20 protein-coding genes and 1 pseudogene are annotated in these 22,242 nt (G+C 52.5%); 10 read left to right on the top strand and 11 right to left on the bottom strand.

From position 1 onward, the window contains the following. The first annotated feature begins 53 nt into the window (after positions 1–53). The 4 genes from JK232_RS18115 to JK232_RS18100 all read left to right on the top strand — a co-directional run bounded on the left by JK232_RS18115 (position 54) and on the right by JK232_RS18100 (position 3,798). Entirely contained in the window at positions 54–830 is a 777-nt protein-coding gene (locus JK232_RS18115) for an NADPH-dependent F420 reductase (protein WP_338086332.1), read from the top strand. Positions 831–863: 33 nt separating this feature from the next. Continuing rightward, the gene (locus JK232_RS18110; protein WP_193037332.1) at positions 864–1,607 is read left to right on the top strand and encodes an NADPH-dependent F420 reductase; all 744 of its coding nucleotides are present in this window, start codon (positions 864–866) and stop codon (positions 1,605–1,607) included. A gap of 26 nt (positions 1,608–1,633) precedes the next feature. Further along, on the top strand, positions 1,634–2,626 hold the full coding sequence (locus JK232_RS18105) for a quinone oxidoreductase family protein (protein WP_193037331.1): 993 nt from the start codon (positions 1,634–1,636) through the stop codon (positions 2,624–2,626). A gap of 71 nt (positions 2,627–2,697) precedes the next feature. After that, on the top strand, positions 2,698–3,798 hold the full coding sequence (locus JK232_RS18100; protein WP_212589521.1) for an NADH:flavin oxidoreductase: 1,101 nt from the start codon (positions 2,698–2,700) through the stop codon (positions 3,796–3,798). Between the two features lie 525 nt (positions 3,799–4,323). Here JK232_RS18100 and JK232_RS18095 read toward each other — a convergent pair. The 3 genes and pseudogenes from JK232_RS18095 to JK232_RS18085 form a co-directional block, all read right to left on the bottom strand. Further along, positions 4,324–4,728 carry a DUF2251 domain-containing protein gene (locus JK232_RS18095; RefSeq protein ID WP_212589520.1) on the bottom strand — a complete coding sequence of 135 codons (405 nt, stop codon included), beginning with the start codon at positions 4,726–4,728 and terminating at the stop codon, positions 4,324–4,326. Positions 4,729–5,055: 327 nt separating this feature from the next. Further along, the gene (locus JK232_RS18090) at positions 5,056–5,289 is read right to left on the bottom strand and encodes a hypothetical protein (protein ID WP_212589519.1); all 234 of its coding nucleotides are present in this window, start codon (positions 5,287–5,289) and stop codon (positions 5,056–5,058) included. 258 nt (positions 5,290–5,547) lie between these two features. Beyond that, a pseudogene (locus tag JK232_RS18085) lies at positions 5,548–8,531 on the bottom strand (Tn3 family transposase). Between the two features lie 160 nt (positions 8,532–8,691). Between JK232_RS18085 and JK232_RS18080 the strand changes: the two are divergent. Next, positions 8,692–9,288, top strand: coding sequence for a recombinase family protein (locus JK232_RS18080; protein WP_212589518.1), 597 nt, complete (start codon positions 8,692–8,694; stop codon positions 9,286–9,288). Between the two features lie 44 nt (positions 9,289–9,332). Here JK232_RS18080 and JK232_RS18075 read toward each other — a convergent pair whose 3' ends face one another. From JK232_RS18075 to JK232_RS18045, 7 genes are all read right to left on the bottom strand, one after another. Continuing rightward, the gene (locus JK232_RS18075) at positions 9,333–11,201 is read right to left on the bottom strand and encodes a DUF4209 domain-containing protein (RefSeq protein ID WP_246538701.1); all 1,869 of its coding nucleotides are present in this window, start codon (positions 11,199–11,201) and stop codon (positions 9,333–9,335) included. A gap of 116 nt (positions 11,202–11,317) precedes the next feature. Next, positions 11,318–12,178, bottom strand: coding sequence for an NYN domain-containing protein (locus tag JK232_RS18070; RefSeq protein ID WP_246538673.1), 861 nt, complete (start codon positions 12,176–12,178; stop codon positions 11,318–11,320). Between the two features lie 486 nt (positions 12,179–12,664). Beyond that, positions 12,665–13,759, bottom strand: coding sequence for a flavin monoamine oxidase family protein (locus JK232_RS18065; RefSeq protein WP_212589516.1), 1,095 nt, complete (start codon positions 13,757–13,759; stop codon positions 12,665–12,667). Next, a complete protein-coding gene (locus JK232_RS18060; RefSeq protein WP_101828608.1) occupies positions 13,756–14,439 on the bottom strand; it encodes a cupin domain-containing protein in 684 nt (227 codons plus the stop codon). Before JK232_RS18060 ends, JK232_RS18065 begins: the two co-directional genes overlap by 4 nt. Positions 14,440–14,480: 41 nt before the next feature. After that, entirely contained in the window at positions 14,481–14,825 is a 345-nt protein-coding gene (locus JK232_RS18055) for a carboxymuconolactone decarboxylase family protein (protein ID WP_101828607.1), read from the bottom strand. 36 nt (positions 14,826–14,861) lie between these two features. Continuing rightward, positions 14,862–15,143, bottom strand: a complete 282-nt coding sequence (locus JK232_RS18050; RefSeq protein WP_101828606.1) for a hypothetical protein — start codon at positions 15,141–15,143, stop codon at positions 14,862–14,864. Between the two features lie 215 nt (positions 15,144–15,358). Then, positions 15,359–16,273, bottom strand: a complete 915-nt coding sequence (locus JK232_RS18045) for a LysR substrate-binding domain-containing protein (protein ID WP_101828605.1) — start codon at positions 16,271–16,273, stop codon at positions 15,359–15,361. 176 nt (positions 16,274–16,449) lie between these two features. Here JK232_RS18045 and JK232_RS18040 point away from each other — a divergent pair, with 176 nt between their 5' ends. The 5 genes from JK232_RS18040 to JK232_RS18020 are packed head-to-tail and all read left to right on the top strand — an operon-like array spanning position 16,450 to position 20,575. Then, positions 16,450–17,226: an SDR family NAD(P)-dependent oxidoreductase gene (locus JK232_RS18040; protein WP_101828604.1), complete on the top strand. Its 777-nt coding sequence runs from the start codon at positions 16,450–16,452 to the stop codon at positions 17,224–17,226. Between the two features lie 45 nt (positions 17,227–17,271). Then, the gene (locus tag JK232_RS18035) at positions 17,272–17,754 is read left to right on the top strand and encodes an OsmC family protein (RefSeq protein WP_101828603.1); all 483 of its coding nucleotides are present in this window, start codon (positions 17,272–17,274) and stop codon (positions 17,752–17,754) included. A 37-nt stretch (positions 17,755–17,791) separates the two neighbouring features. Then, positions 17,792–18,310 carry a carboxymuconolactone decarboxylase family protein gene (locus JK232_RS18030; RefSeq protein ID WP_212589515.1) on the top strand — a complete coding sequence of 173 codons (519 nt, stop codon included), beginning with the start codon at positions 17,792–17,794 and terminating at the stop codon, positions 18,308–18,310. Between the two features lie 26 nt (positions 18,311–18,336). Continuing rightward, positions 18,337–19,365 carry a zinc-binding dehydrogenase gene (locus JK232_RS18025; protein ID WP_101828601.1) on the top strand — a complete coding sequence of 343 codons (1,029 nt, stop codon included), beginning with the start codon at positions 18,337–18,339 and terminating at the stop codon, positions 19,363–19,365. Positions 19,366–19,369: 4 nt separating this feature from the next. Beyond that, complete coding sequence (locus JK232_RS18020; protein ID WP_212589514.1) at positions 19,370–20,575, top strand: MFS transporter; 1,206 nt, start codon at positions 19,370–19,372, stop codon at positions 20,573–20,575. Between the two features lie 158 nt (positions 20,576–20,733). On the opposite strand, the gene pckA is transcribed toward JK232_RS18020, so the two are convergent. Then, the gene (gene pckA, locus JK232_RS18015) at positions 20,734–22,185 is read right to left on the bottom strand and encodes a phosphoenolpyruvate carboxykinase (ATP) (RefSeq protein ID WP_212589513.1); all 1,452 of its coding nucleotides are present in this window, start codon (positions 22,183–22,185) and stop codon (positions 20,734–20,736) included. Positions 22,186–22,242: the final 57 nt, after the last annotated feature.

Below are 22,242 nucleotides of genomic sequence, written 5' to 3'. Positions count from 1 at the left end.
AATTTACCTAGTGAACTAGATATTAGTAAGCCAGAAAATATTATACCTCACCAATTTTCCGTCTCATAAAAAAGGAACAGGCAACAATGAAGATTGGCATTCTTGGCGCAGGAGCAATCGGTTCTACACTGGCCCGCACTCTTGCCGCAGCCGGGCATCAGGTGAAGATCGCGAACTCACGTGGTCCGGAGACAATTAGCGCCCGTGCACTGGAAAACGGTGCAATTGCCGCAACCGCTGCAGACGCAGTAAATAATGTGGATGTGGTGATCATGTCCATGCCTCAACGCGCCTTTGAAAAGGTCAGATCGCTGGTCACGGCACTGCCTGAGCATACCGTGGTGATCGATACTTCCAACTATTTCCCGCAGCGTGATGGCGTCAATCCTGCTATCGAGGCGGGAGAAGTTGAAAGCGTCTGGATTCAGACCTTTTTCGAACGCCCGATCGTCAAAGCATGGAATGCAATAGGCACCGTACCTTTTGCTGAAAATGCCCTGCCGGAAGGTCATCCGGATCGGGTTGCGATCCCGGTTGCTGGCGATCGCGCTCACGATCGGGATATTGCTATCGCGCTCATCAGTGATACCGGTTTTGATGGCTATGATGCAGGCCCACTTGAAGACTCCTGGCGACAGCAGCCCGGCGCGCCGGTCTACTGCACCAATCTCCGTTACAGTGAGATCGCCACTGCGCTGGCGGCCGCAGAACGGGAGCGTCTGCCTAAGCGTCGTGATTTGTCCGTCGCCGTCTTTGCTGAGCGTTTCGGACCAGGTGTTAATCCCGACGCGGCAACCATTGTGAGGATCAGCCGCGCACTGCAAATGTAAGGGCAGGTCACTTTAACTGTAAGGGTAACTATCATGAAAATCGGCATACTGGGAACAGGCTTTATGGGCAAAAATCTCACCCGCAAGCTCGCTGCTGCCGGGCACGAGGTGAAAGTAGCCAACTCACGTGGTCCTGAAACTATTGCGCCCGATGTGCTGGAAACCGGTGCTCAGGCGGCAACTGCAGAGGAGGCCTTGAAAGAGGCGGAAGTGGTTATCCTCGCAATGCCTCATACCGGTTTCGATAAAATCAGACCTTTAGTGGCGGCATTGCCGGAGCACGTCGTAGTGATTGATATCTCCAACTACTTCCCTGGCCGCGACGGTGTGAATCCGGAGCTTGAAGCCGGCAAAGTTGAAAGTGAATGGGTTCGAGACTATTTCGGGCGTCCTGTCACCAAGGCGTGGAATAACATCGGTATGGTTTCCTTTGAAACCCGCGGAAAACCAAAAGGTGATCCTGACCGTATTGCGCTCCCCGTAGCGGGCGACAGAAAGCAGGATCGGGACGTGGCGCTGAAACTGGTCGAAGACACCGGCTTCGATGGTTTTGACGCAGGCATGCTTGCCGATTCATGGCGTCAGCAACCAGGTTCTCCCGTGTATATCACCGATCTGAACCACGACGAGCTGGGACCAGCCCTGGCATCGGCAGAACGGGAGCGCCTGCCGCGGCGCCGTGATTTATCAGCAGAAGTCTTTGCAGAGCGTGTTGGTGAACGTGCTTCCCCTGATGCAGATACAGTGGTCAGAATTGCCCGTGCATTATTCATGTAAACATCAAATATTCTGGGAGAATAGATATGAAAGCCTGGCGCGCAGAAAGCTTCGGCAACCCCGCAGACGTGCTAAAACTGGTCGATATTGATATCCCCGAACCGGGCCCAGGTGAAGCGCTTCTCAGAGTATTAGCCACCAATATCGGACTGCCAGATCGCATGATGCTGGAGGGACGCTACTTTCTTACCCCAAATCCGCCTGTCACTCCTGGTCAGGAAGTGGTTGGCATTGTCGAGGCGGCAGGTCCCGGATACCCCTATCCCGTAGGGGCACGTGTGATCGGTGGTGCCAACTTCATGTCCGGGTCCGGTGGGCTTGCGGAGTATTGCCTTTCTCCGGGCGGCGGCGCAGTGCTGGCCGCCGATGACATGCCCGACGAGCAGGCGGCGGCATTCCTTGGGACGTTCCACGTCGCCTGGGTTGGTCTGGTCAATCGAGCCCGGGCGCATGCTGGCGAGACGGTTCTGGTACTTGGGGGAACCGGGGGCACGGGTTCAACTGCGATCCAGCTTGCCAAAGCGCTGGGCCTGACCGTGATTGCTACTGTGCGGGATGCCAGAAAGACGGCGTTCTGCCGTGAGCAGGGAGCCGACCATGTCATCGAAACGCAGTCGGGGCAGTTGAGCGAGCAGGTCCGGGCGCTCACCGGAGGCAAGGGCGCTGACATCGTTTACGATACGGTCGGGCCCCCGCTGGTTGAGCAGGCGCTGGATGCGATCGCCATCGGCGGCCGCTATGTGCTCATCGGCTTCGCCGGTGGTTCGGACTTCCCGACGATCCCGCCATTCAAGATTCAGACGCTTGGTATTTCGGTTACGGGTGCCCTGCACAGCATACGGACACCCGAAGAACGCGATGAGGCCATCGCCGTTCTTGGTCGCCTGTTTACGGAAGGCAAGATCACCATGCCGATAGACCGGGTGGTGCCGTTTGCCGGGGTGCCAGAGGCGCTTGAGCAGCTTGGTGGCGGAGTTAATGGCAAGCTGATCGCCCGGGTAAGCCAGGCGACCGCCTGATTCTTCAGCCCGGGTGACCCGCGAAAACCTCACAATAATGCAAGGAGCCGAAGGCGGCTCGGAGAGCAAGTATGACAAAAGCGAAATTGTTTGAACCGGTGACGGTCGGGCCACTCCAGCTTCCCAACCGTGTGGTGATGGCCCCGATGAGCAGATACCGTTCACCGGCAGGCGTGCCCGGTGAGGACATGGCAAGGTACTACCGTCGTCGGATCGAAGGAGGGGTCAGCCTGATTATCACAGAGGGATCGTGGGTCCCTCATCCTGCTGCATCGGACCAACCTGACGCACCCCGCTTTTACGGGGACGACGCTCTGGCAGGATGGAAACGTGTGCTTAACGAGGTGCACGCTGCGGGGGGCAAGATCATGCCGCAGCTCATGCATCGCGGCCAGACGGAAGAGGGGCCGGGCGGCGGAGCGCGCAGGATCGGCCCGTCGGGTATGGTTGGCTCTCTCGGCGTGCCGCTGAAGCAGCTGGACGAGCCCGCATCGCTTAGCGATATCGAGGAAGTCATTGACAGTTTTGCCAGAGCTGCCCAGTCGGCATATCAGCTGGGATTTGACGGTATCGCACTTCATGGTGGACACGGCTATATCATCGACCAGTTCTTCTGGTCGGCCACTAATTTGCGTACGGATCAATACGGGGGTGGGATAGCCAATCGCACTCGTTTCGCCTGTGAAATAGTGCGCGAAATCCGCCGCCGCACCGCGCCGCACTTCCCGATAATGATGCGCATGTCCCAGTGGAAGCTCCACGACTACTCGGCGCGACTGGCTCAGACACCTGAAGAATTACGGGATTATCTCCTCCCTCTTGTGGATGCAGGCGTGGATATCTTCGACTTCTCGCAAAGGAGATTCTGGGAAGGCGAATTCGGAACGGATATGAATGTTGCCGGGTGGGCAAAGAAGCTGACTGGCAGGCCGACGATGACGGTGGGTTCGGTCTCGCTGACAAATGACATGTTCGACTCGTTCCAAGGCCATGCTAGCAATGTGGCCGACAACCTCGCCGAGCTTGAACGGCGTCTGGAGCGCGGCGATTTTGACCTTGTGGCGGTGGGGCGCGCGTTAATAGCCGATCCCGACTGGCCCAGGAAGGTGGCGAACGGAGCGGGCGCTGACATCGTGCCCTTCCAGCCCGCAGTACTGAAACAACTGGTGTAGACGACGAAACGGAGGTTCGCTGGATCGCATACCTCCGTTCCACTATGGAGAGCGTCACAACAGGAGTATCAACATAAAACCCAGGACATATCGGCGCTGCCCGGGTGATGTTTTCCTGGAACTGCTCAGTATCAGTAGTTATCGCTGGGTTTCAGCGCCGGGTAATCGAAGCGTTACAGGCTCATCCTGAATTCACTTCTGCGCTTTCTGTCATTCAACATTGACATCGGATCTGAATGCCGTGGCGGGAGGTTACTTTACCGACACCCAGTACAACGGTGGTTTATTTCCATGCGTCATCGTTCTGTGTATCACAGGATTGTTTTTTGCGAGGGTTATCCTGCTCAGAAAAGCGGGCATGTCTCATCGGGAAGCGAGAAAATGACAGGTTGAGCGTATCGTATCCTAGTCTGGCAACGTCCGCTTCTGGCACAAAGCGGACAACTGAAGTGTGGAGAAATCTGCAATGAGCGGAGAAGCTTCTATCCAAAAGGGTATTGAAGCAAGGTGAGACTTTTCAGTGGTTCATCTGAAAAAATCATCAACCTTGTCATCCCATTCATGCCCTGATACAGACCAACCCTGACCAATTGAAGGGGGGAAACCACTCCTGCAATATCCATTTTTACTATCGAAATCAAAAACGCCATGTGGATATCCATTGATCAGGAGTACACATTTCTTGCTGTCTTCTGACCATCCGATCTTTATATCGGAGGGTATATGAGCGTCTGAGATATGTTCGGCATTGTAGATATGCAAAGCATCCTTGATCGGATTGCCTTCATCGCACTCATCGAGCGCATAGAAATACCCTGTATCCCCGTCATCTTCAAACACCGCGGAGAATTTCCCATCCGGGGCCAGACCTTCTATTACCTGGGCTTCACCAACCGTGTGCTGAGCCTGGGCTGTAACCAGTATTGTCATCCGTGCACTCCCTAAAAAACGTGTTAAGTCAGTGGCATACTGTAGGTTCAATCTCTCGTCGAGGACTATTTACAATTTGACAGTCGATCCATACGAGGGAAACCGGCGCCAGCACGTGTATGCTGCGCATAAGCATATAAAGCATGATTACCTCCGCCCAGAAAAAAACCACGTTACCCTCTATATCCCGATCCCCTGGCATAAAAAAGGGGACATATTGTCGCCTTTTCGCCGAGAGTTACCGATGCCCGGACACACGGCGCCGGGTTCACCTTCTTTCACCAAATGGCGGTTTACCGGGATAAGGCGAGGGGCACTAATGCACTCTCAATGCCGAATGACGTCCGGTCGGCTCCCGGCAAAGCTGGTCAATATTTTAACGGCCAGATCCATACTGTGTTCTCGTTCTGCCTCCAATCTGGCCCCACTTCTTTGTACTTCTTGCAGAATGTCGATAAGCGTCTCGAGCGTAAACGCCCGCTGTTCCCCTAATGACGCCAATACCGCAATCCCGATTTCCGTGCAGATGGCTTTGGCTTCAGAAAATTCATCTTGCTGCACTCTTTTCTCTCCTCAGATGTTGGGGGCCGCCCGCGGCACCCTGTGCCTGGAACAGCGTGATCCGCGTTAAATACGTGCCCTGAAGATGTTAAGGGCACGGTGTGACACCGCCTGTGTTCCTGCACAACACTGCCGACATTTACCCTGAACATCAGGGCACCCGGACACGTCGGGCCGGCGGCCCTGATGTGTAGTGTCATAACTTGGGTATGATGAAACCTGGATGGGGTCCGCTTGGAAAACGGAAAATATCCTACGCTAAGCTTGTTTTTTGTACAGACCACTATCCACTGAGCGTAATGAACGGTATTTACCCTGTCCCAGCTTAAGGTTTGTCCGCCAGACGTAATCCCCACTCAGATTGATGTGCTCCCATCCCAGCGGGGACAAATGAGAAATCAGTTGCTCATTAATCGGGATCCCTTTTCGTCTCAGGGAATCTATAGCTCTTTCTATATATACCGTATTCCACAGGGAGATCGCCGCAGTCAGCAACGTCAGACCACTGGCCCGGTAGCTCTGATTCTGCAGCCCCCGATCTCTGATCTCACCCAACCGGTGCATAAAGACCGCTCGTGCAAGCGCATTGCGGGCCTCACCTTTATTCAGCCCTGCCTGTACGCGTCGGCGCAGTGATGGATCGCGAAACCAGTCCAGCATAAACAGTGCCCGTTCGATGCGTCCGATTTCCCTCAATGCCTTTGCAAGGCCATTTTGTTTAGGATAACTGGCCAGTTTTTTCATCATGAGCGATGCGGTAACAGTCCCCTGTTTTATCGAGCTTGCGAGGCGAAGTACCTCATTCCAGTGCGTCTCAATGTCTTTAAGATTCAGTGGTGTTGTGGATATAACAGATTGAAGTCCCGGATAACGCTCAGCCTTTCACTGAATAAAAATCCGCTTGTCGTGAAGATCCCGGATCCTTGGGGAAAAAGCAAATCCGAGCAGATGCATCAGCGCGAAAACATGCTCCGTAAAACCAGCGGTATCAGTGTAATGCTCTGTAATTTCCAGATCACTTTCGTGGTATAGCAGACCGTCAAGTACGTGGGTGGAGTCGCGCACGCGACTGATCACTTTGGTGTAAAATGGACTGTATTGATCCGAGATATGCGTGTAAATTTGCACGCCTGGTTCCTGCCCGTATTTCAGATTGACCTGACCCGCATAACGTCCGTGACTACCCACCCGAAAGTTCTGCCCGTCAGACGAAGACGTTGTACCATCGCCCCAAAATGCAGCCAGATGCCGCTGTTTCTGAGCATTAACCAGCTCAGCCAGCGCGGCTGAATAGGTTTCATCCCTGATGTACCAGGCCTGAATGCCCTCCAGTGACGATTTTGTCGTTCCCGGGCAGGATTCGGCCATTTTTGTCAGCCCCAGATTGATGCCATCGGCCAGGATGGTGGTCAGTAACAACTTTCTGTCTTTTGGTCTGACGTGTTTATTTTTAAGATGCGTGAAATAGCGGGTAGAACCGGTCCAGCCGTCCACTTCATCCAGAATTTCAGTAATTTTAGGGTGAGGCAGCATGCCATAAACCAAATCGGCAAAAGGAGATACTGCTGAAGGGACACTATTATCCAGCGGGGTTATTTTCACGCCTTTATCCGATATATCAACATCCGGTAAATCACCGGCCAGCGCCATCGCATTAACTTCCTCCAGGCGCGATGTCAGAAGTGTCATACGGTTCTTGATGTACTCATGGCAATCAGTCGGAATGGCAAGGGATAGCTGATTATCCCGGAGTGATTTTTCAAAGTCGTCAGACGGGATCAGATAATCATCGAAATTCCGGTAGCGGCGTGATCCCTTTACCCAGATGTCACCAGAACGTAAGGCTCCCTTCAGCTCATTCAGCACGCAAAATTCGTAATATTTTCGGTCAATGCCGGTGGGAGTGATCACCGCCTTTCTCCAGCTTTCCGGGATGAACCCGGTTGGCGCGGAAGGCGGTACTTTTCGGAGTTGTTTTCGATACATCTCTCTGACGGTGTCCAGCGCGTCACTGAGTTGCAATGCAGCGGTTGCAGCCCTGAACTGCAATGCGGACAGCATCCGGGGGCGTATTTACGCAGCGTACTGTATTTTTCTGTGATCAGATGCAACGGGTCAAAGTTGTCCTTACGTGACAGGAAGCGCGTCTCTTCCACGCTGTTGATAAATTCCTGCCAGGGAAGGACATCTTCTATTGCGGCCCAGGGATCTTCACCAGACTCTCTGGCGTTAAGCAATGCCTGCCCGATGGTAACGTATTGCTTCAGCTTGCTCTGAATCAGCTTTCCCGTTTGTTGAAGCCGTTCGGCTTGCGTGCGTTTTGCCCTGCTGAACAGACTGCCCATAATACGCTCGTGCAGATCAATAACTTCGTCAGTCAGGGTGGCCCTGGCTTCCGATATGACACAAACCAGCGAGGCATAACGGCGAACATCCGTGAATTTTGCCAGGTCCCGGCTACTCATTTTCCTGCCTTCGCGTGCCAATTTCAGGAGCCGGTTCTGGTGAACGGAAAGTGCAATACCGTCAGGCAGTGCCAGCGCCTCAATCGCATTTAACCGGTCGATATGTTGCAGGACATTTTTACCATTAATTTTTCCCGGAGGCTGGAGCAGCCAGGCCAGCCGTGAGGGTTGCTCACCCTCAGATACCAGCAGACGGTCCAGTGCCGCTTTGTGCCCTGGTTCAAGCTGCGTGGTAAGCGCAGAAAAAACCGCCCTGTCTGCAAGCGTTGCTGCTTCGGCCAGGGTCCGCTCAATGACATCAACTGAGGGGAAAATGACATTATTATTGTGAAGCCAGGAGAGCATTTCTTCCGCAAGCAAAAAACCTCTGTCTGTCCGCATGGCGTGGGGATAAAGGTGGCGAATGCAGGTTTTTTGCAGCGCCCGGTTGAAAGGGGATAATTCCAGATAGCGGTATAGTTCGGCCAGATGCTCCCAGCGGGTGACCTCTCTTGATGCATACTCGGCCCACAAATCAGGCTGAAGTTTCAAATGAGCCGCCAGCCGGGAAACAACTCCGTCGTGAGGGGCAATGTTTTTGTCGGGAGGAAACCCTGGTCCTCGCAAATAGCAGAGTAAAACAGCAAAGCCCAGGCGGTTTGCAGGTCTGCGGTGTTTATTAATAAGCGCCAGGTCATGTTCGCTCAAAAAGCACATGCGCGTCAGAAGAACGTCATCGTCCGGCACAACCAACAAGCGTTCTTTTTCTTCACTGCTGAGTATTTGTCTCCGTGGCATAGATGCTTCCTCTGCATATAGTTTATTTTAGTTACCGCTTTACACTGACCGAAACCGACCGGCTTAGTACACCCTAACATCAATATGTCCGAAAGTTAGTGTTTTTATTTTCGTACATGCCTTATAATTCGTACACCATATTCGTACACAAAATAACACTATGTCACGAGTTTTTGCATACTGCAGGGTATCAACCCTTGAGCAGAACACTGAAAATCAGCGCCGTGAGATCGAAGCTGCGGGATTTGCTATCAAGCCTCAGAGGTTGATTGAAGAATACATTAGTGGATCAGTCGCGGCGGCCGAGCGGCCCGGATTTATGCGGCTGCTTGACCGAATGGAAAACGGTGATGTTTTAATCGTAACAAAGTTGGACCGCCTCGGGCGCAACGCCATGGATATCAGAAAAACTGTTGAGCTTTTGTCTGATTCAGAAATACGGGTTCATTGCCTGGCGCTAGGCGGGGTAGATCTCACAAGTCCGGCCGGAAAGATGACAATGCAGGTTATCTCTGCAGTTGCTGAGTTTGAGCGTGATCTGTTGCTTGAGCGTACGCATGCTGGTATTGCGCGGGCCAAAGCATCCGGAAAGCGTTTTGGTCGTCCGCCGGCCTTGGATGACGATCAAAAGAAAATGGTGTTTCAGCGACTTAATGAAGGAAAAAGCATCAGCGCGATCGCTCGCGAATTTAATACTACGCGTCAGACCATCCTCAGAATAAAAGCGGCAATGGAAGATGCTGATATTCTTCCGTAAGCGGCTCTTCCATATTGCCAACTCACAGTTAAGGTTACCCATAATTAGAGAGAAAGCTTTATCTGGGACGCTACCTGATCCTGCCATTGTGGAAGCAGGGGTATGCAGGTAAGCCGGTAGATAAACCAGCAGGCATATATGCATGCTGTACTGTAGCAATCCCCTGCAGTCAATTTTCCGTGAGCAATTTTATGTCGTAAGGACGGTCCGGGCTTGAAGTGAAAAAGTAAATCTATCTCGTTAACGAGATCGCTTCCGAGAATATCCTCAAGTTCTTTTCTCTTGTTATCCAGTAATCCGGAAAGAGAACGATCTTCCTGCACTTCTCCTCTATCAGTTTTAAAAGTATCTCTGCCAGCATTCATCAGAATCAGGCGTAAAGAATTTTCAAGCTGAGGGATCAGGAGAAAAGCAGCTGATGCGCAGTCACCCTGCCAGAAGCGGGCAAATCCAAGGCTGAAAATATGCTCATAGCCAAAAGGTACAAAAGGGCTAAGTGAAGTTATGGCGTCAAAGTGCCTACTCTCTACAGGATAGTTATGCATTACGGCATGCCTGGCCGGTTTTATGATTCCCTCGACAATGTTGTGATGAAAAATGTCCATCACACTAAGGCAATTTTCTCGGAACCATTCATCATCTGGACCTTCGGGTTTAATCTGGCCAGACGTTTCTGCAATGACTTTTCCCTCCCGATCGAGATATATTTTTTTTGGAAATAGATGGGCTATCAGACCTGTAGACCTGTTTTCGTAAGCAACCTGCTTCAAAAGCTCAACAGAAGGTGACTCAGCTACTACTGCAAAATGAAACAGGGCGTCTGGCAAAAGTAATTTTGAAAATTTATCAGTGATCAGTTCTCTCTCTTCTGATAAATCAAAAGGGATGCTGAACTCAGATATTTCATCTAGGCTGGCTAACTGCGCAAGACGCATATCTTCAATAATATTTTTAATTCTTTCCTGGAAACCACCCGCTATACGAAGTTCATTTATGGCCTGGCGCATCCATGATGCTTTCGCTGCATAACTTGAGACTTGCTCGCACATTTTCAGGGTTTCATCAACCAAAGACCCTAAACAGCGCTGTCTTCCCTCTCTGTCTTTTAGAAATTCATAACATCTGGCTGCTAGTGCCCATACCTTTTTACGAGCTTCAGGATAATCATTAGCATTACTTGTGCTGACTAAATATTCTGAATCCTGTGCAACCTTCTGCCAGGTCATGATTTTATAACCGGTAGCAAGTTCTCCAAGCCGCGCGAATACAACATAGTGGCATTCTTCAATGGCGCGTTGATAAAGAAGAGAAAAAGCGTGCTGTAGGAATTCAGGTAGAGCTTTCTTTTTTCCAATTGAAGCATTAATGAATAAAGCTCGCTGGAGCAGATTAGTAGGTTCAAACAGGCTTTCTATATCACCTTCATACTTATCTTTAAAACGGCCCTTAAGACGACTCTCTACACACTCACAGTATGCCATTACGGCTTCGTTAGCCGCTTTGTATTGCTTACGGTCATTGGACCATACAACATCAGCCACACGAGCACGCAGGGCAGGATGAGCGATCTCCGGGAGGATTACTGCGAGGGCTGAATTTTGTTCTCCTCGTACGTCGGCTGGAGTCAACGTTCTGGCCTTACCATCCGTCCAGCGGGGATGCCATGTATCTGCTGGATCATCACTGTTCATGTGAAATGTGCAAAGCGCCCCAAGTATTCGGAGGCCCCGGTAGGCTGGCATGTTCCCAGTATTAAATGCTGCTTCACCGGCTTTATGCAACTCACGCCCCATCCCAGTGTCATCAATATGCATGTAATCAGATAAAAGGAGGTCGAGAGACGTAGCACGCAGCTCTTCAGTACTGGCCTTTCCTGTAAAAAAAATTTTGTCTTCGCCTTCCGGCTCATTCATCTCAGACACTATACATCTCCTTTGAAAGATAGCCGTCCGCTTTGCGCCAGAAGCGGACTTTATGATTTTGGCTTGCTTCAATATTGAATGTTCGGTAAAGCACTCATTCTACCGAATTACCAGTAATGAGGTTTAATAGCAGGCTTCTTATTTGTGGGGACGCGTTCAGGGAACTGATGTGCCTTTAGCTCATCAATTTTTACGTTCTTTCTTACCCAGTGAGCGTAATTCTTGAGTGAGCCGGGAACTTCACGATCTATTCCTTCCCGGTGGGGAAGGATGATGCCCACTATGATTTCGGGAAAATCTTGTTTTATCGCTTTTAATGCTGGCGTCATATCAGTATCAGCAGATACTAAAACTATCTGCTCAATGCGTTCATATGCTTGCAGATTCTGTTGTTTTGAAAGAAGCCTATACATACCTATTGCCAGGCTAACATCGGTCTGTTTCTCTTCTAGATCCCATATATCCACCTTATCCTGTCTAGAAGCCGGAGTATTTTTATCTATGTAGCGGGGAGCTGTGCCATGCTCTAACCGATGTTTTCCCAGTGTTACTATTACGCCTTTCGCGATCAGTGCGCGAATGTAAGTATCTTGAGCTTCTTTAGATTTGATTCCTAAAGTTGCAAGGCTCGGCAATACAGGAGACGTGAAGTAATTTACTTGAGCAGTCTCAGAGGCTGGGTTTTGTATTTTCGTGATATAGGTCAGGAGGGCTGGGAGGTCGAGCCACTTATAAGGCGTGCCGGCTAGCAGGCCATAAAAGAGGTTGTATCCGTCAATAAAAAAAGCGGTGCGCACGTTTGCTTCCCTTCCTTCAGATACGAAAAAACCGGCTCGCTGGCCGGTTTCTTCACCCCAACTGCCAGTGAACTTAATCGCTGCGTTCGGGGTTGAGTTGTAGGAACAATAGTATTGTATTTTGACGGGCCCGTCAATCATCCCTGCTAATCCTGCATAACGGGCGTTCATACCTGGTCACGATTGTAGGGCATTCGGTAAAACGCCAATAAGACCGAATCCGCCGACTTATCCCCCGTTTCTGTGGATAAGCTATATCTTGTGTCTGCGCCAGCTGGGAAAGCCACTAGATATAGGGGGTGCCGGGCGGCCAGCCCCGGCGCGGAAGGCATGGGTTGCCCCGTCCGGCCATTCGGTAAAACTCCGTGTGGAGCGGGTTTCCCCGAATCAGAATTTGCGCCAGCGGAGTTTTTCTTCTTGCTTTTTTAGAGACTTAACAATGGCGAGGTTGAGTCAAAAAATGTCAGTTCTGACATTAAACCAATATCCGTTTTTCGCTCATAGCGGACATGGGTTTGCGTGTCAGTCCGCTCTGTGCCATAAGCGGAAGTTTTAGAAGCCAGCTGTTTCCAATAACAGACGTATTATCGAACCGGAAACTCATGTTTTTTAATAACCCCTCTCCGGTTCGAAAGGCTACAAACCATTTTCACGGGGTTATTTCTGTTGTAACCAGCGCTGAACGCCCGTTAATGCAGAGTCAATTGCGCCTGCCAGATAGCCCGAGAATTGCGGCGACCATTCACTGGCGATACCTGTCATCTCGCCAGACCACTCTCCCCTGGCGGGAAGTTGCTCAGGCATTGCGTGCCCGACCTCCTGCAGGAGATCAAATTCCGTCGCTGTAAACGGATCGGCCGCCCAGTCTTTTATATACTCAGCTTCGGGTTCTGCCGCATCCTGCCCAAATAAGCGTACGAGCTGCTCCCGGCAAAGGCTTTTGAGAACAGCTTCGCTGACTGTCCATCTTGATTTTGCCGGTACGCCAATAAAACCAAAAATCGCCGTTTTTCCCGAATCTGGCTCGGATACGTCGTGGATCTCAACCATTGGCCCCACGCGGCTTCCTGCATTCCCTGAAAGCTGCCGCTCATGCAATAAGTCTGTTTTATATACAGCGACATATTTTGCATGGGGAGCCATCCACGTCGGAGTTTTCCGCCAGTTCGACAGCACCTGTTCCGGCATCGCTGGTCTGAAATCTATTTTAGCTGCCAGGGCGGGAGGCAAAGCGAGGAAGACATGCTCACCGGAAAACACGGCCTTTTTACTGCCTTCGGAACGGGTATGGACCTGCACTTCCTTGCCAGTCCGGGAAACCGCCACCACCTGATGGCCGGTTTTAATCTTCTCAGCCGGGATCTGACTTTTAAGTGCCGCCGTGAGCGTCTGCATTCCTCCCTTCAGCCTGAAAGACGCCGGGGAGCTCTCCCATGACGGGTAGCGTTCGGGGGGCGAATCCAGCTGGCGCTCGTAGAGCATGTCTCCCGGGCGGCCGTGCGTGATTACCGGAAGATTAAGTCGCTCAATCAGTTGCGCGAAGTCCGGTTGAATATCAGGCCAGAACCACGCTGCCCCCATATCTACATGAATGCCAGCGGAGGTGCCCGCCAGTTCCAGGCCTGACAGCACGCGCCCGCCCGTTCTGTCACGAGCCTCAAGGATCACATAATCAACACCCGCTTTTTCAAGCAGCGTGGCGGCATAAAGGCCGCTTATGCCCGCACCAATGATAACAGCGGTCTGCTTCATAATGTCGCTCCGGTCAGGGTTGTCGGGCTGAGATGTCCCGTTTTCAGATAAAAAAGTGCGCCAGAGGCGGTGGCTATAAGAGCAGGCATATCACCCGGCGGAAACCGCAGCCAGCTTCCTACCCCATAGCAACCTTCCGGCGCATGGAGTTCCCCTTGCAGAAGAAGGATCTCTGCTCCGCCAACAAGCGGTGCACAGAAGATCCGCTCACCCGGGGCAAGCTTCTTAAGTAGAACGGTTTCTGAGGTGTCGGAGAATAAAGGGCAGATTTGTCTTTGCGACTGACCGTGCCAGTTAGCTGCCTCCTGCGTATTTATCCTGACCGGCTGGCGCTCACCGGCAGACATCTGGCGCAGCTTGACGAAAATGGTTGTGCCGTCGCGACTTGAGGGTTGGTGAGAAGAACCATCCGGGCTGCGCAGATACCAGCCGGCAGGATAGTCGACCCCGTTTTCGCTAAAAATACCGTCGAGCACCAGAATCTCCTCTCCGCCGGGATGGCTGTGTGCGGGAAATTCGGAGCCGGGCGCATACCTGACAAGGCTGGTTGCGCGGGCCTGCTCGCGACCAATCCGGTCAAGCATCACGCGCTCAACGCCGGGCTGGGGAGAAGGTATCCACTGATAATCGTCCGGAGTAACGATCGCACGCTGCGAAAAATCAGAATTCAGTAATATCATAGTGAGTGATTAGACGGCCCCGCAGGGGGCCGTCTGCAGGCCTATTTGTTCGGCAGATTATCGTAAACATCCAGAGCACGCGCGGTATACGTCAGCGCTGCGCCAGTGTTCAGGTTAATGGCAACGGCCAGCGCTTCGGCGATCTCTTCACGCGTGGCACCGTGCTTGACCGCAGCGTCCACATGTACCGCCAGGCAACCGTCACAGCGGGTAGTGACGGCCACGGCCAGTGCAATCAGTTCATGGGTTTTAGGATCGAGGTGCTTGTTCTCTGACGCCCCTTTATCCATCTGCTGAAAGCCTTTCATAAACTCTGGCTGCAGTTTGGCAAATTTACCGATGGTGGCGAGCAGGCTACTGCGATATTCATTCCAGTTTAAGAACATTGAAAACTCCGGTTATTTTTTGTCTCAGAAAATTCATTACATGACGTCGAAAATACGTACGTCAGGCGCGCTGTTTAAATACGGTTTTAATCCTGCAACGACATCCTGCGTGAACAGCGAACTGCTAAGATATGCCTGCGCCTGCGCCACAGTCGTAAAGCCGTGCAGCACCTGGACATCCTCGTCACGGACAAGCAGCTCTTTAGAGGTGGCACCCTCAATGGTGGTCAGAAACGGAGTTTTGTATTTCTGGTATACCCCTGCGGCTGCCGCACGGTTTTCATTACTGATATCCAGGGTGATTTGCAGATAAGCCATCGTTCTCTCCTTCGCTCAGGGTTGAAGTAACACGCCCGGTTAAAATCCGGTCTGTATTACCTTTCGTTGAGGGCGATTATCAGAAAGCCAGACAGCTTCAACAAATCAGATAATCTTGCGGAGCAGAGAAGAAATTCTATGTCGTCGTTTGGCAGGGAATAAGCATTACGCGCCCGGCGTGATTGCAGGAGCAGCGTAATGCCTGAGTGGGCAGTTTATGAAAGCTCCGAGATCACATCCTGAAGAAGCCAGTCGTGGAAAACTTTCACTTCATCACGCATGACTTTTTGCTGCGGGGTCACCACATAATAAGACCACTTGAGCGGCCACCGATGGTCGGGGTGCAGCTGGACCAGCTGTCCGGTTTCGATAAGCTTTTTCACCAGAGCGTATCGCACGATGGCCACGCCCCTGCCACTCAGGGCCGACAGGATCACAGCTGAGGTGGAGTTAATATGCAGACCGCTTTCCAGCGCTTCGGGGGCACCGACCGCCAACAGGACATCATTCCATGACGGAAAATCCGCCCCGGGATGGGGCGTGTCATCATGAATGAGTTTTTGCGTGGCGAGCCATTCACTGCAGGCCATTTTCCCGGACGGCACCAGGTGTGGACTGCAGATCAGTACCGCTTCCTCATCCATCAGCCAGGTTTTATTCACGCCTGGCCAGTCGCCCTGGCCGCAGCGAATACCGATATCCGCCTCGCCGTGCGACACGTCCATCAGTTTTTCCGTGACGTTAAGCCGCAGATCGATATTTTCGTGCGTTTCCGAAAACCGGTTCAGGCGATCCATCAGCCAGTTCATCATCAGTACCTGCGATGCTGTCACCACCACCACTGAACGCGACCGGCGACCACGAAGCTTATTTAATCCGGTTTCCAGTTTGTCGAGTCCCAGCGTGATGTCCTGCAGTGCCTCCTGCGCCTCGTCAACCAGCGTCAGACGCTCTTTTCCTGAGCGGGTGCGGTGAAGAAGCGGGTGTCCGACCCAGTCTTCCAGCGAGCGTACCAGTTGGCCTACTGCGGCGGGCGTTACGCCAAGCTCCTGTGCCGCGCCGGTAAAGCTACCGTGCCTGGCGGTGGCTTCAAAAGCATGCAGCCATTTAAGTCGGTTTAGCGATCGCATCGGGGTTATCCTGATTCATGATTTTCCTCAGTATACGCCAGCGAGAAAGATTTTCTTTCCTGCGTCGCAATTTCTTCTCAGTCGTCAATCTGGGGCCCGGGTGGCATTCTGATTTCACACGATGAGGAGCGCGGCTTTTCATCAATGACAACCATATCAATTTTAAGAGGTTAGCGATGAACGCATCTTTTGCCGGTAAAAAACTGTTAGTGGTCGGTGGTACAAGCGGCATGGGCTTCGAAACGGCGAAGCTGGTTCTGAAAAACGGTGGCAGCGTTGTGCTGGTTGGCAATCGTCAGGACAAAGCCGAGCAGGCCCGCCAGGCGCTGGCTGCAGACGGTCAGGTTTCCATCATCGTTGCCGACCTGATGAAAGAAGAAGGTATGCAGCACGTGGTGAATACCATCAATGCCGAACACAAGGATATCAGCCTGCTGGTCAATGCTGCTGGCGTATTTTTCCCGAAACCGTTCACCGAACATGAAACGTCAGACTATGACATGTACATGAACATTAACCGCGCGACGTTCTTTATTACCCGTGACGTGGTGCGCAATATGGTCGAGGCCGGTATCAAAGGATCCATCGTTAATATCGGATCCATGTGGGCACAGCAGGCCATCGGTGCCACTCCGTCTTCAGCTTACTCAATGGCAAAAGCGGGTCTGCACGCGCTGACCAAAAACCTGGCCATTGAGCTGGGTGAAAAAGGGATCCGTGTGAATGCAGTGTCTCCGGCAGTTGTTCACACACCGATTTACGAAGGCTTCATTCCGAAAGACGACGTGAAGGGCGTGATGAACAGCTTTGACAGCTTCCACCCGATCGGCCGCGTGGGTACCCCGTTAGATATCGCGGAAACCGTTGCTTTCCTGCTTTCTGACAAGACTGGCTGGGTCACCGGCGCTATCTGGGATATCGATGGCGGCGTAATGGCTGGCCGTAACGCCTGATGACCATGCCGCACGCGCTTACCCGCGTGCGGCACTGGAGTAATTATGCAAATCCAGACCGCGCATTATGACCTTGTCACCTCGTGGCAGGGGGGCATGGCCAGCCGGACGCTCTGCCAGTCCTTTTCCGCAGACAACGCTCCGCCTGCCCTGCAAAGTCATGTTATCGATTCCGATGAACCGGTTTCGCTGGGTGGCGAAGGGCTGGCTCCTGACCCCCAGGAGCTGATGCTCGCTGCGTTCAATGCCTGCATGATGGCCGCCTTTATTCTCGAAGCCAGGGCTGAAGGTCTCGCCCTTACGCATCTTGAAATTCACACTGACGGGCACCTTCCGAAGGGTATACCGGCCTCCGGTGACAGACCTGCAGAGGATGCTTCCGGCAGGCTTGTGTATGTCATCCATGTACGCGGTGGCGGCACGGTGCATCAGTTTGAAGGGGTTCATCAACGGGTGATTACCTCCTCTCTGAACCGGTGGTTACTGGCCCAGAATATGCTGATCGAAGGTGACTTAATACTGAGCTGACGCGGCTGGATTGTTCTGTTCTACAGGAAAAAATGATATGAACACATCAAGAGTAACTCCCTGGCAAGATGAAGAGCCAGTCGACGCCGATCTTCTCAACGCGATAAAGGCCCGTCGGCCCGGCGGAAAACTGATAGCTATTGATCGGATATTACTGAAGAGTGCCCCCCTGGCCACGGGCTGGAACGAACTGATGGTACGGGTACGTCAGGAATTTTCGCTCAGCCTTGAATACCGGGAACTAATCATGCTGCGCGTTGCCTGGCTGAATAAAGCAGAATTTGAATGGAACGTGCACTACCCTGCTTATCTGGATGCAGGCGGAACGGCTGAAAAAGCAGAAGCCCTGCGGTTATCCTCCGCGCCACACGTCTTTAATGACACCGAAACGTTGCTGATACATCTTACGGACCAGTCCACCCGGAACGTCGTGGTTGAGGAGAAAGTAATTGGTGCGCTGAAAAGCCTGTTAGGTGAAAAAGAGACCGTGGAAGCCGTTGCTACTGTCGCCGCCTATAACATGGTGTCCCGTTTTCTTGTCGCCCTTGCCATCTGACAACCCCAAATTTTCCGGTGCAATTTATGAATAAAAAATATCGCGCTATGCAGATCGTTGCCCCCGGTGTGCTGGAAATGACCGAGCAGCCGGTACCTGTTCCCGGCCCGGATGAAGTGCTCATCAAAATTGAAGCATGCGGCGTATGCGGTGCCGATCTCCGGGACGCGGAAAAAGCACCACAGGCGGGCCAGCCCGGCCGTATACCGGGACATGAAATTGTCGGGTTTATTGCCCGGAAGGGGAACAGGGTACCCGATATCTGGCAAAACGGTCAGCGGGTAGGCGTCGGACGTCTGGGGGGGTACTGTCAGCACTGCAAACCCTGCCGCAGCGGGCTTTTTCATCTTTGTGAAAACCAGCTTACGCCTGGACTCAGCTGTGATGGCGGCTACGCAGAGTACGTCGTCATGCGGCACACTGCGCTGATAGCCATCCCCTCCGCGCTTTCTTCCGTACATGCCGCGCCGATCCTTTGCGCCGGTACCGCAACCTTCAACGCGCTGCGTAATTCAGGCGCAAGGGCGGGCGACAGAGTGGCGGTTCTCGGAGTGGGTGGCCTTGGCCACATGGCCGTTCAGTACGCCCGTAAAATGGGGTTTGAGGTGACGGTGATTGCGCGGGGTAACGAAAAAGAACGAGCGGCCTATGAGCTGGGTGCGCATCACTACATCAATACACTTGATGAAAACGCATCAGAACGCCTGAAAAATGACGGCGGTGTGGATTTTATTGTGGCAACGGCACCGGCTTCAGAGACGGTATCAGCCCTTCTGTCCGCCCTCGCCCCCCGGGGAAAAGCGATCCTGCTGGGTACCGGACAAACGCCGCTACAGGTCATGCCCGGTATGATGATCGGCGCTGAACGTACCCTGACAGGATCTTTCGTCAGCACACCGACGCAAACCGAGCGCGCGCTGCAGTTCAGCCATCTCTTTCAGGCTTTGCCTGTTACAGAGCTACTGCCATTTGAAAGGGCAAATGAGGCGCTCAGCAGACTGAAGCAGGGTCTGGCGCGATACCGGATAGTGCTCACCATGAATCAGGATAATTAATCACATGTCCGCAGAACATTTCCTGCCCGTTGCAGACCAGAAAAACAATATCATCCGCCTGTCGGCCGCACAGGCTCTCGCCGGTGCTAACTCTGTGGTTTTTTATGCCACAGGCGCAATTGTGGGTAACTCGATTGCGCCTGCAAGCTCGCTGGCCACGCTGCCCATCACCATGTTTGTACTTGGGATGGCGGCCTGCATCTTGCCGTTAGGTTCACTGGCGCGGAAAAATGGTCGTAAAACTGCTTTTATGGTCGGCACAGGGGCTGGCGTCATTACCGGACTGACCGCTGCACTTGCCGTCGTCATTGGCTCTTTTATACTTTTCTGCATTGCCGCATTTATGGGGGGGGCATATGCGGCCGTTGCGCTCAGCTTTCGTTTTGCCGCAACGGACGGCGTCACGCCTGAACGCCGAGCCAGGGCTTTGTCGCTGGTAATGGGAGGCGGAGTGATAGCTGGCGTGGTTGGTCCTATGCTGGTTTCCGGAACGATGCACCTCTGGCCGCCTCATACATTCGCCGTCACGTTCCTCGCCCAGGCGCTCGTGGCCGTCATTTCGGCATTCATACTCAAAGGCGTGAAAACCACAGAACCTGCCGGCGCGGTAAAAACGGGTGGGCGGCCTTTACGCGAAATTGTCCGTCAGCCAGGGTTTGCCAGAACCGTATTCAGCGGTGCGGTCACTTATATGGTGATGAACTTCCTGATGACGGCAGCCCCACTCTCGATGCACATGCACGGCATTTCTCAGCAGGCGTCGAATCTTGGTATCCAGTGGCATGTTATTGCCATGTACGGTCCGGGTTTTTTCACCGGCAAATTAATTAACCGATTTGGAGCCATGCGTATCGCCGCTGCGGGTCTTCTTATTACGGCATGTTCTGTCCTGGCCGGACTCAGTGGAACCGATATTTTCCACTACTGGCTGTCGCTGATTTTGTTGGGTCTTGGCTGGAATTTTGGCTTCACCGGCGCATCGGCAAAAATCATTGAATATCACCGTCCCGAAGAAAAAACCCAGGTCCAGTCCCTGAACGATTTTGTGGTGTTTGGGGTGATGATTGTAGGATCATTTTCTTCAGGTGCTCTGCTCAGTCTCTACGGCTGGAACGCCGTCCTGTGGGGATCCCTTGTTCCCGTCGGGCTTGCCTTTTTAGGTATTGTTAACGAGTTGCGGGCAAAAAAGCAGGATAAATTAAGCTCATGACGCAGTTTTATCTGCGGCCTGGAAGCGGATTATGTTTATGTGAAAAGTATCTAAAGCCCAAAATCAACGTGCATGATTTTGGGCATATTTGTCGATGCTCACTGGTTCCATGATTTCGTTAATGTCCGCTTATCGCTTAAAGCTGCCTGTCAAAGTGGTCAAGCGTTGCCATAGCTCAGAGGTACAAAAAATCTCCTTAACGTACAATAATTTTCGATATCCAAACTGACCCCATTGATAATGGCACGCGTGTCCTTAATCGAAATGCGGTTGCCTTGTCCATTCCAGCCGGTGTTCACCAGGTAGGCCTTCGCTCCAGCTACCTTCATGCGTTTTACCAGCACTTCGGCGTAGCGCACCGGGTGCAGGCTCAGGAACGCGGCACCAAAGCAGGCGGAGAACGTCGGGGTGGGTTCGTTTACGCCACGCTCGGTTCCGGCGAGCCTGGCGGTATAACCCGAGAGGAAATGGTATTGCGCCTGTTCGTCAGTCAGCACAGAAATAGGCGGCAGTACACCATACGCGTCAGCCGTCAGGAAAATGATTTTGCAGGCATGGCCCGCCCTGGATGCGGGCTTAACGATGTTCTCGATATGGTTAATCGGGTAGGTTACGCGGGTATTTTCAGTTTTGGACGCATCGTCAAAATCAATGCTGCCATCATCCCGTACCACTACGTTTTCCAACAGCGCATCACGGCGGATCGCCTGATAAATTTCAGGCTCTGCCTGTGGATTAAGATGGATAGTTTTGGCGTAGCAGCCGCCTTCAAAATTGAACACACCATCATTATCCCAACCGTGTTCATCGTCGCCAATCAGTTGACGGTCAGGATCGGTTGATAGCGTGGTTTTACCCGTTCCGGAGAGGCCAAAGAACAGCGCTACGTCACCCGCCTGGCCGACGTTAGCAGAGCAGTGCATGGAGGCGATGCCCTGCTGAGGAAGCAGGTAGTTCATGACCGAGAACATGCCTTTTTTCATCTCGCCGCCGTACCAGGTCCCGCCAATAAGCTGGATTTTTTCCGTCAGGTTGAAAGCGATGAAATTTTCAGAGTTAAGACCCTGAGCCTGCCAGTCTGGATTTGTACATTTGGCACCGTTCATCACGATGAAGTCAGGCGTGAAATTTTCAAGTTCACTTGCGGTTGGCGCAATAAACATGTTTTTTACGAAATGAGCCTGCCAGGCGACCTCGGTAAGAAAACGTACGGCGAGGCGCGTGTCGGCATTGGCGCCGCACCAGGCGTCTACAATAAACAGGCGTTTGTTAGAAAGCTGATGACACACTAGCGATTTGAGATGTTCCCAGGACTCTTGTGAAAGAGGATGGTTGTCGTTTTTTCCTTTACCCTGATCCGACCACCAGATAGTGTCGCGCGTGGTGCCGTCACGCACAATGTACTTATCTTTCGGCGAACGGCCGGTAAACTCGCCGGTATCAACGGCGACGGCGCCTAAGCGGGTTACCACGCCCTTTTCATAGCCGGTCAGATCAGAGCGTGTCTCTTCAGTAAACAGGGTGACGTAGTCAGGGTTATAGATAATGTCAGCGGAGGGGGTAATACCATAATTCGCCAACTGCTGGCTTAAACGAGAATGTGTGGTCATCTGCAGGCTCCGGAAAAAATGTTTGAGCGTTCAGTGAGCATGAGCAAGCCATTGGCC

Source organism: Nissabacter archeti, assembly GCF_018257325.1.
Classification (GTDB): domain Bacteria; phylum Pseudomonadota; class Gammaproteobacteria; order Enterobacterales; family Enterobacteriaceae; genus Chimaeribacter; species Chimaeribacter arupi.
This window is presented reverse-complemented; position numbering and strand designations above follow the sequence as displayed.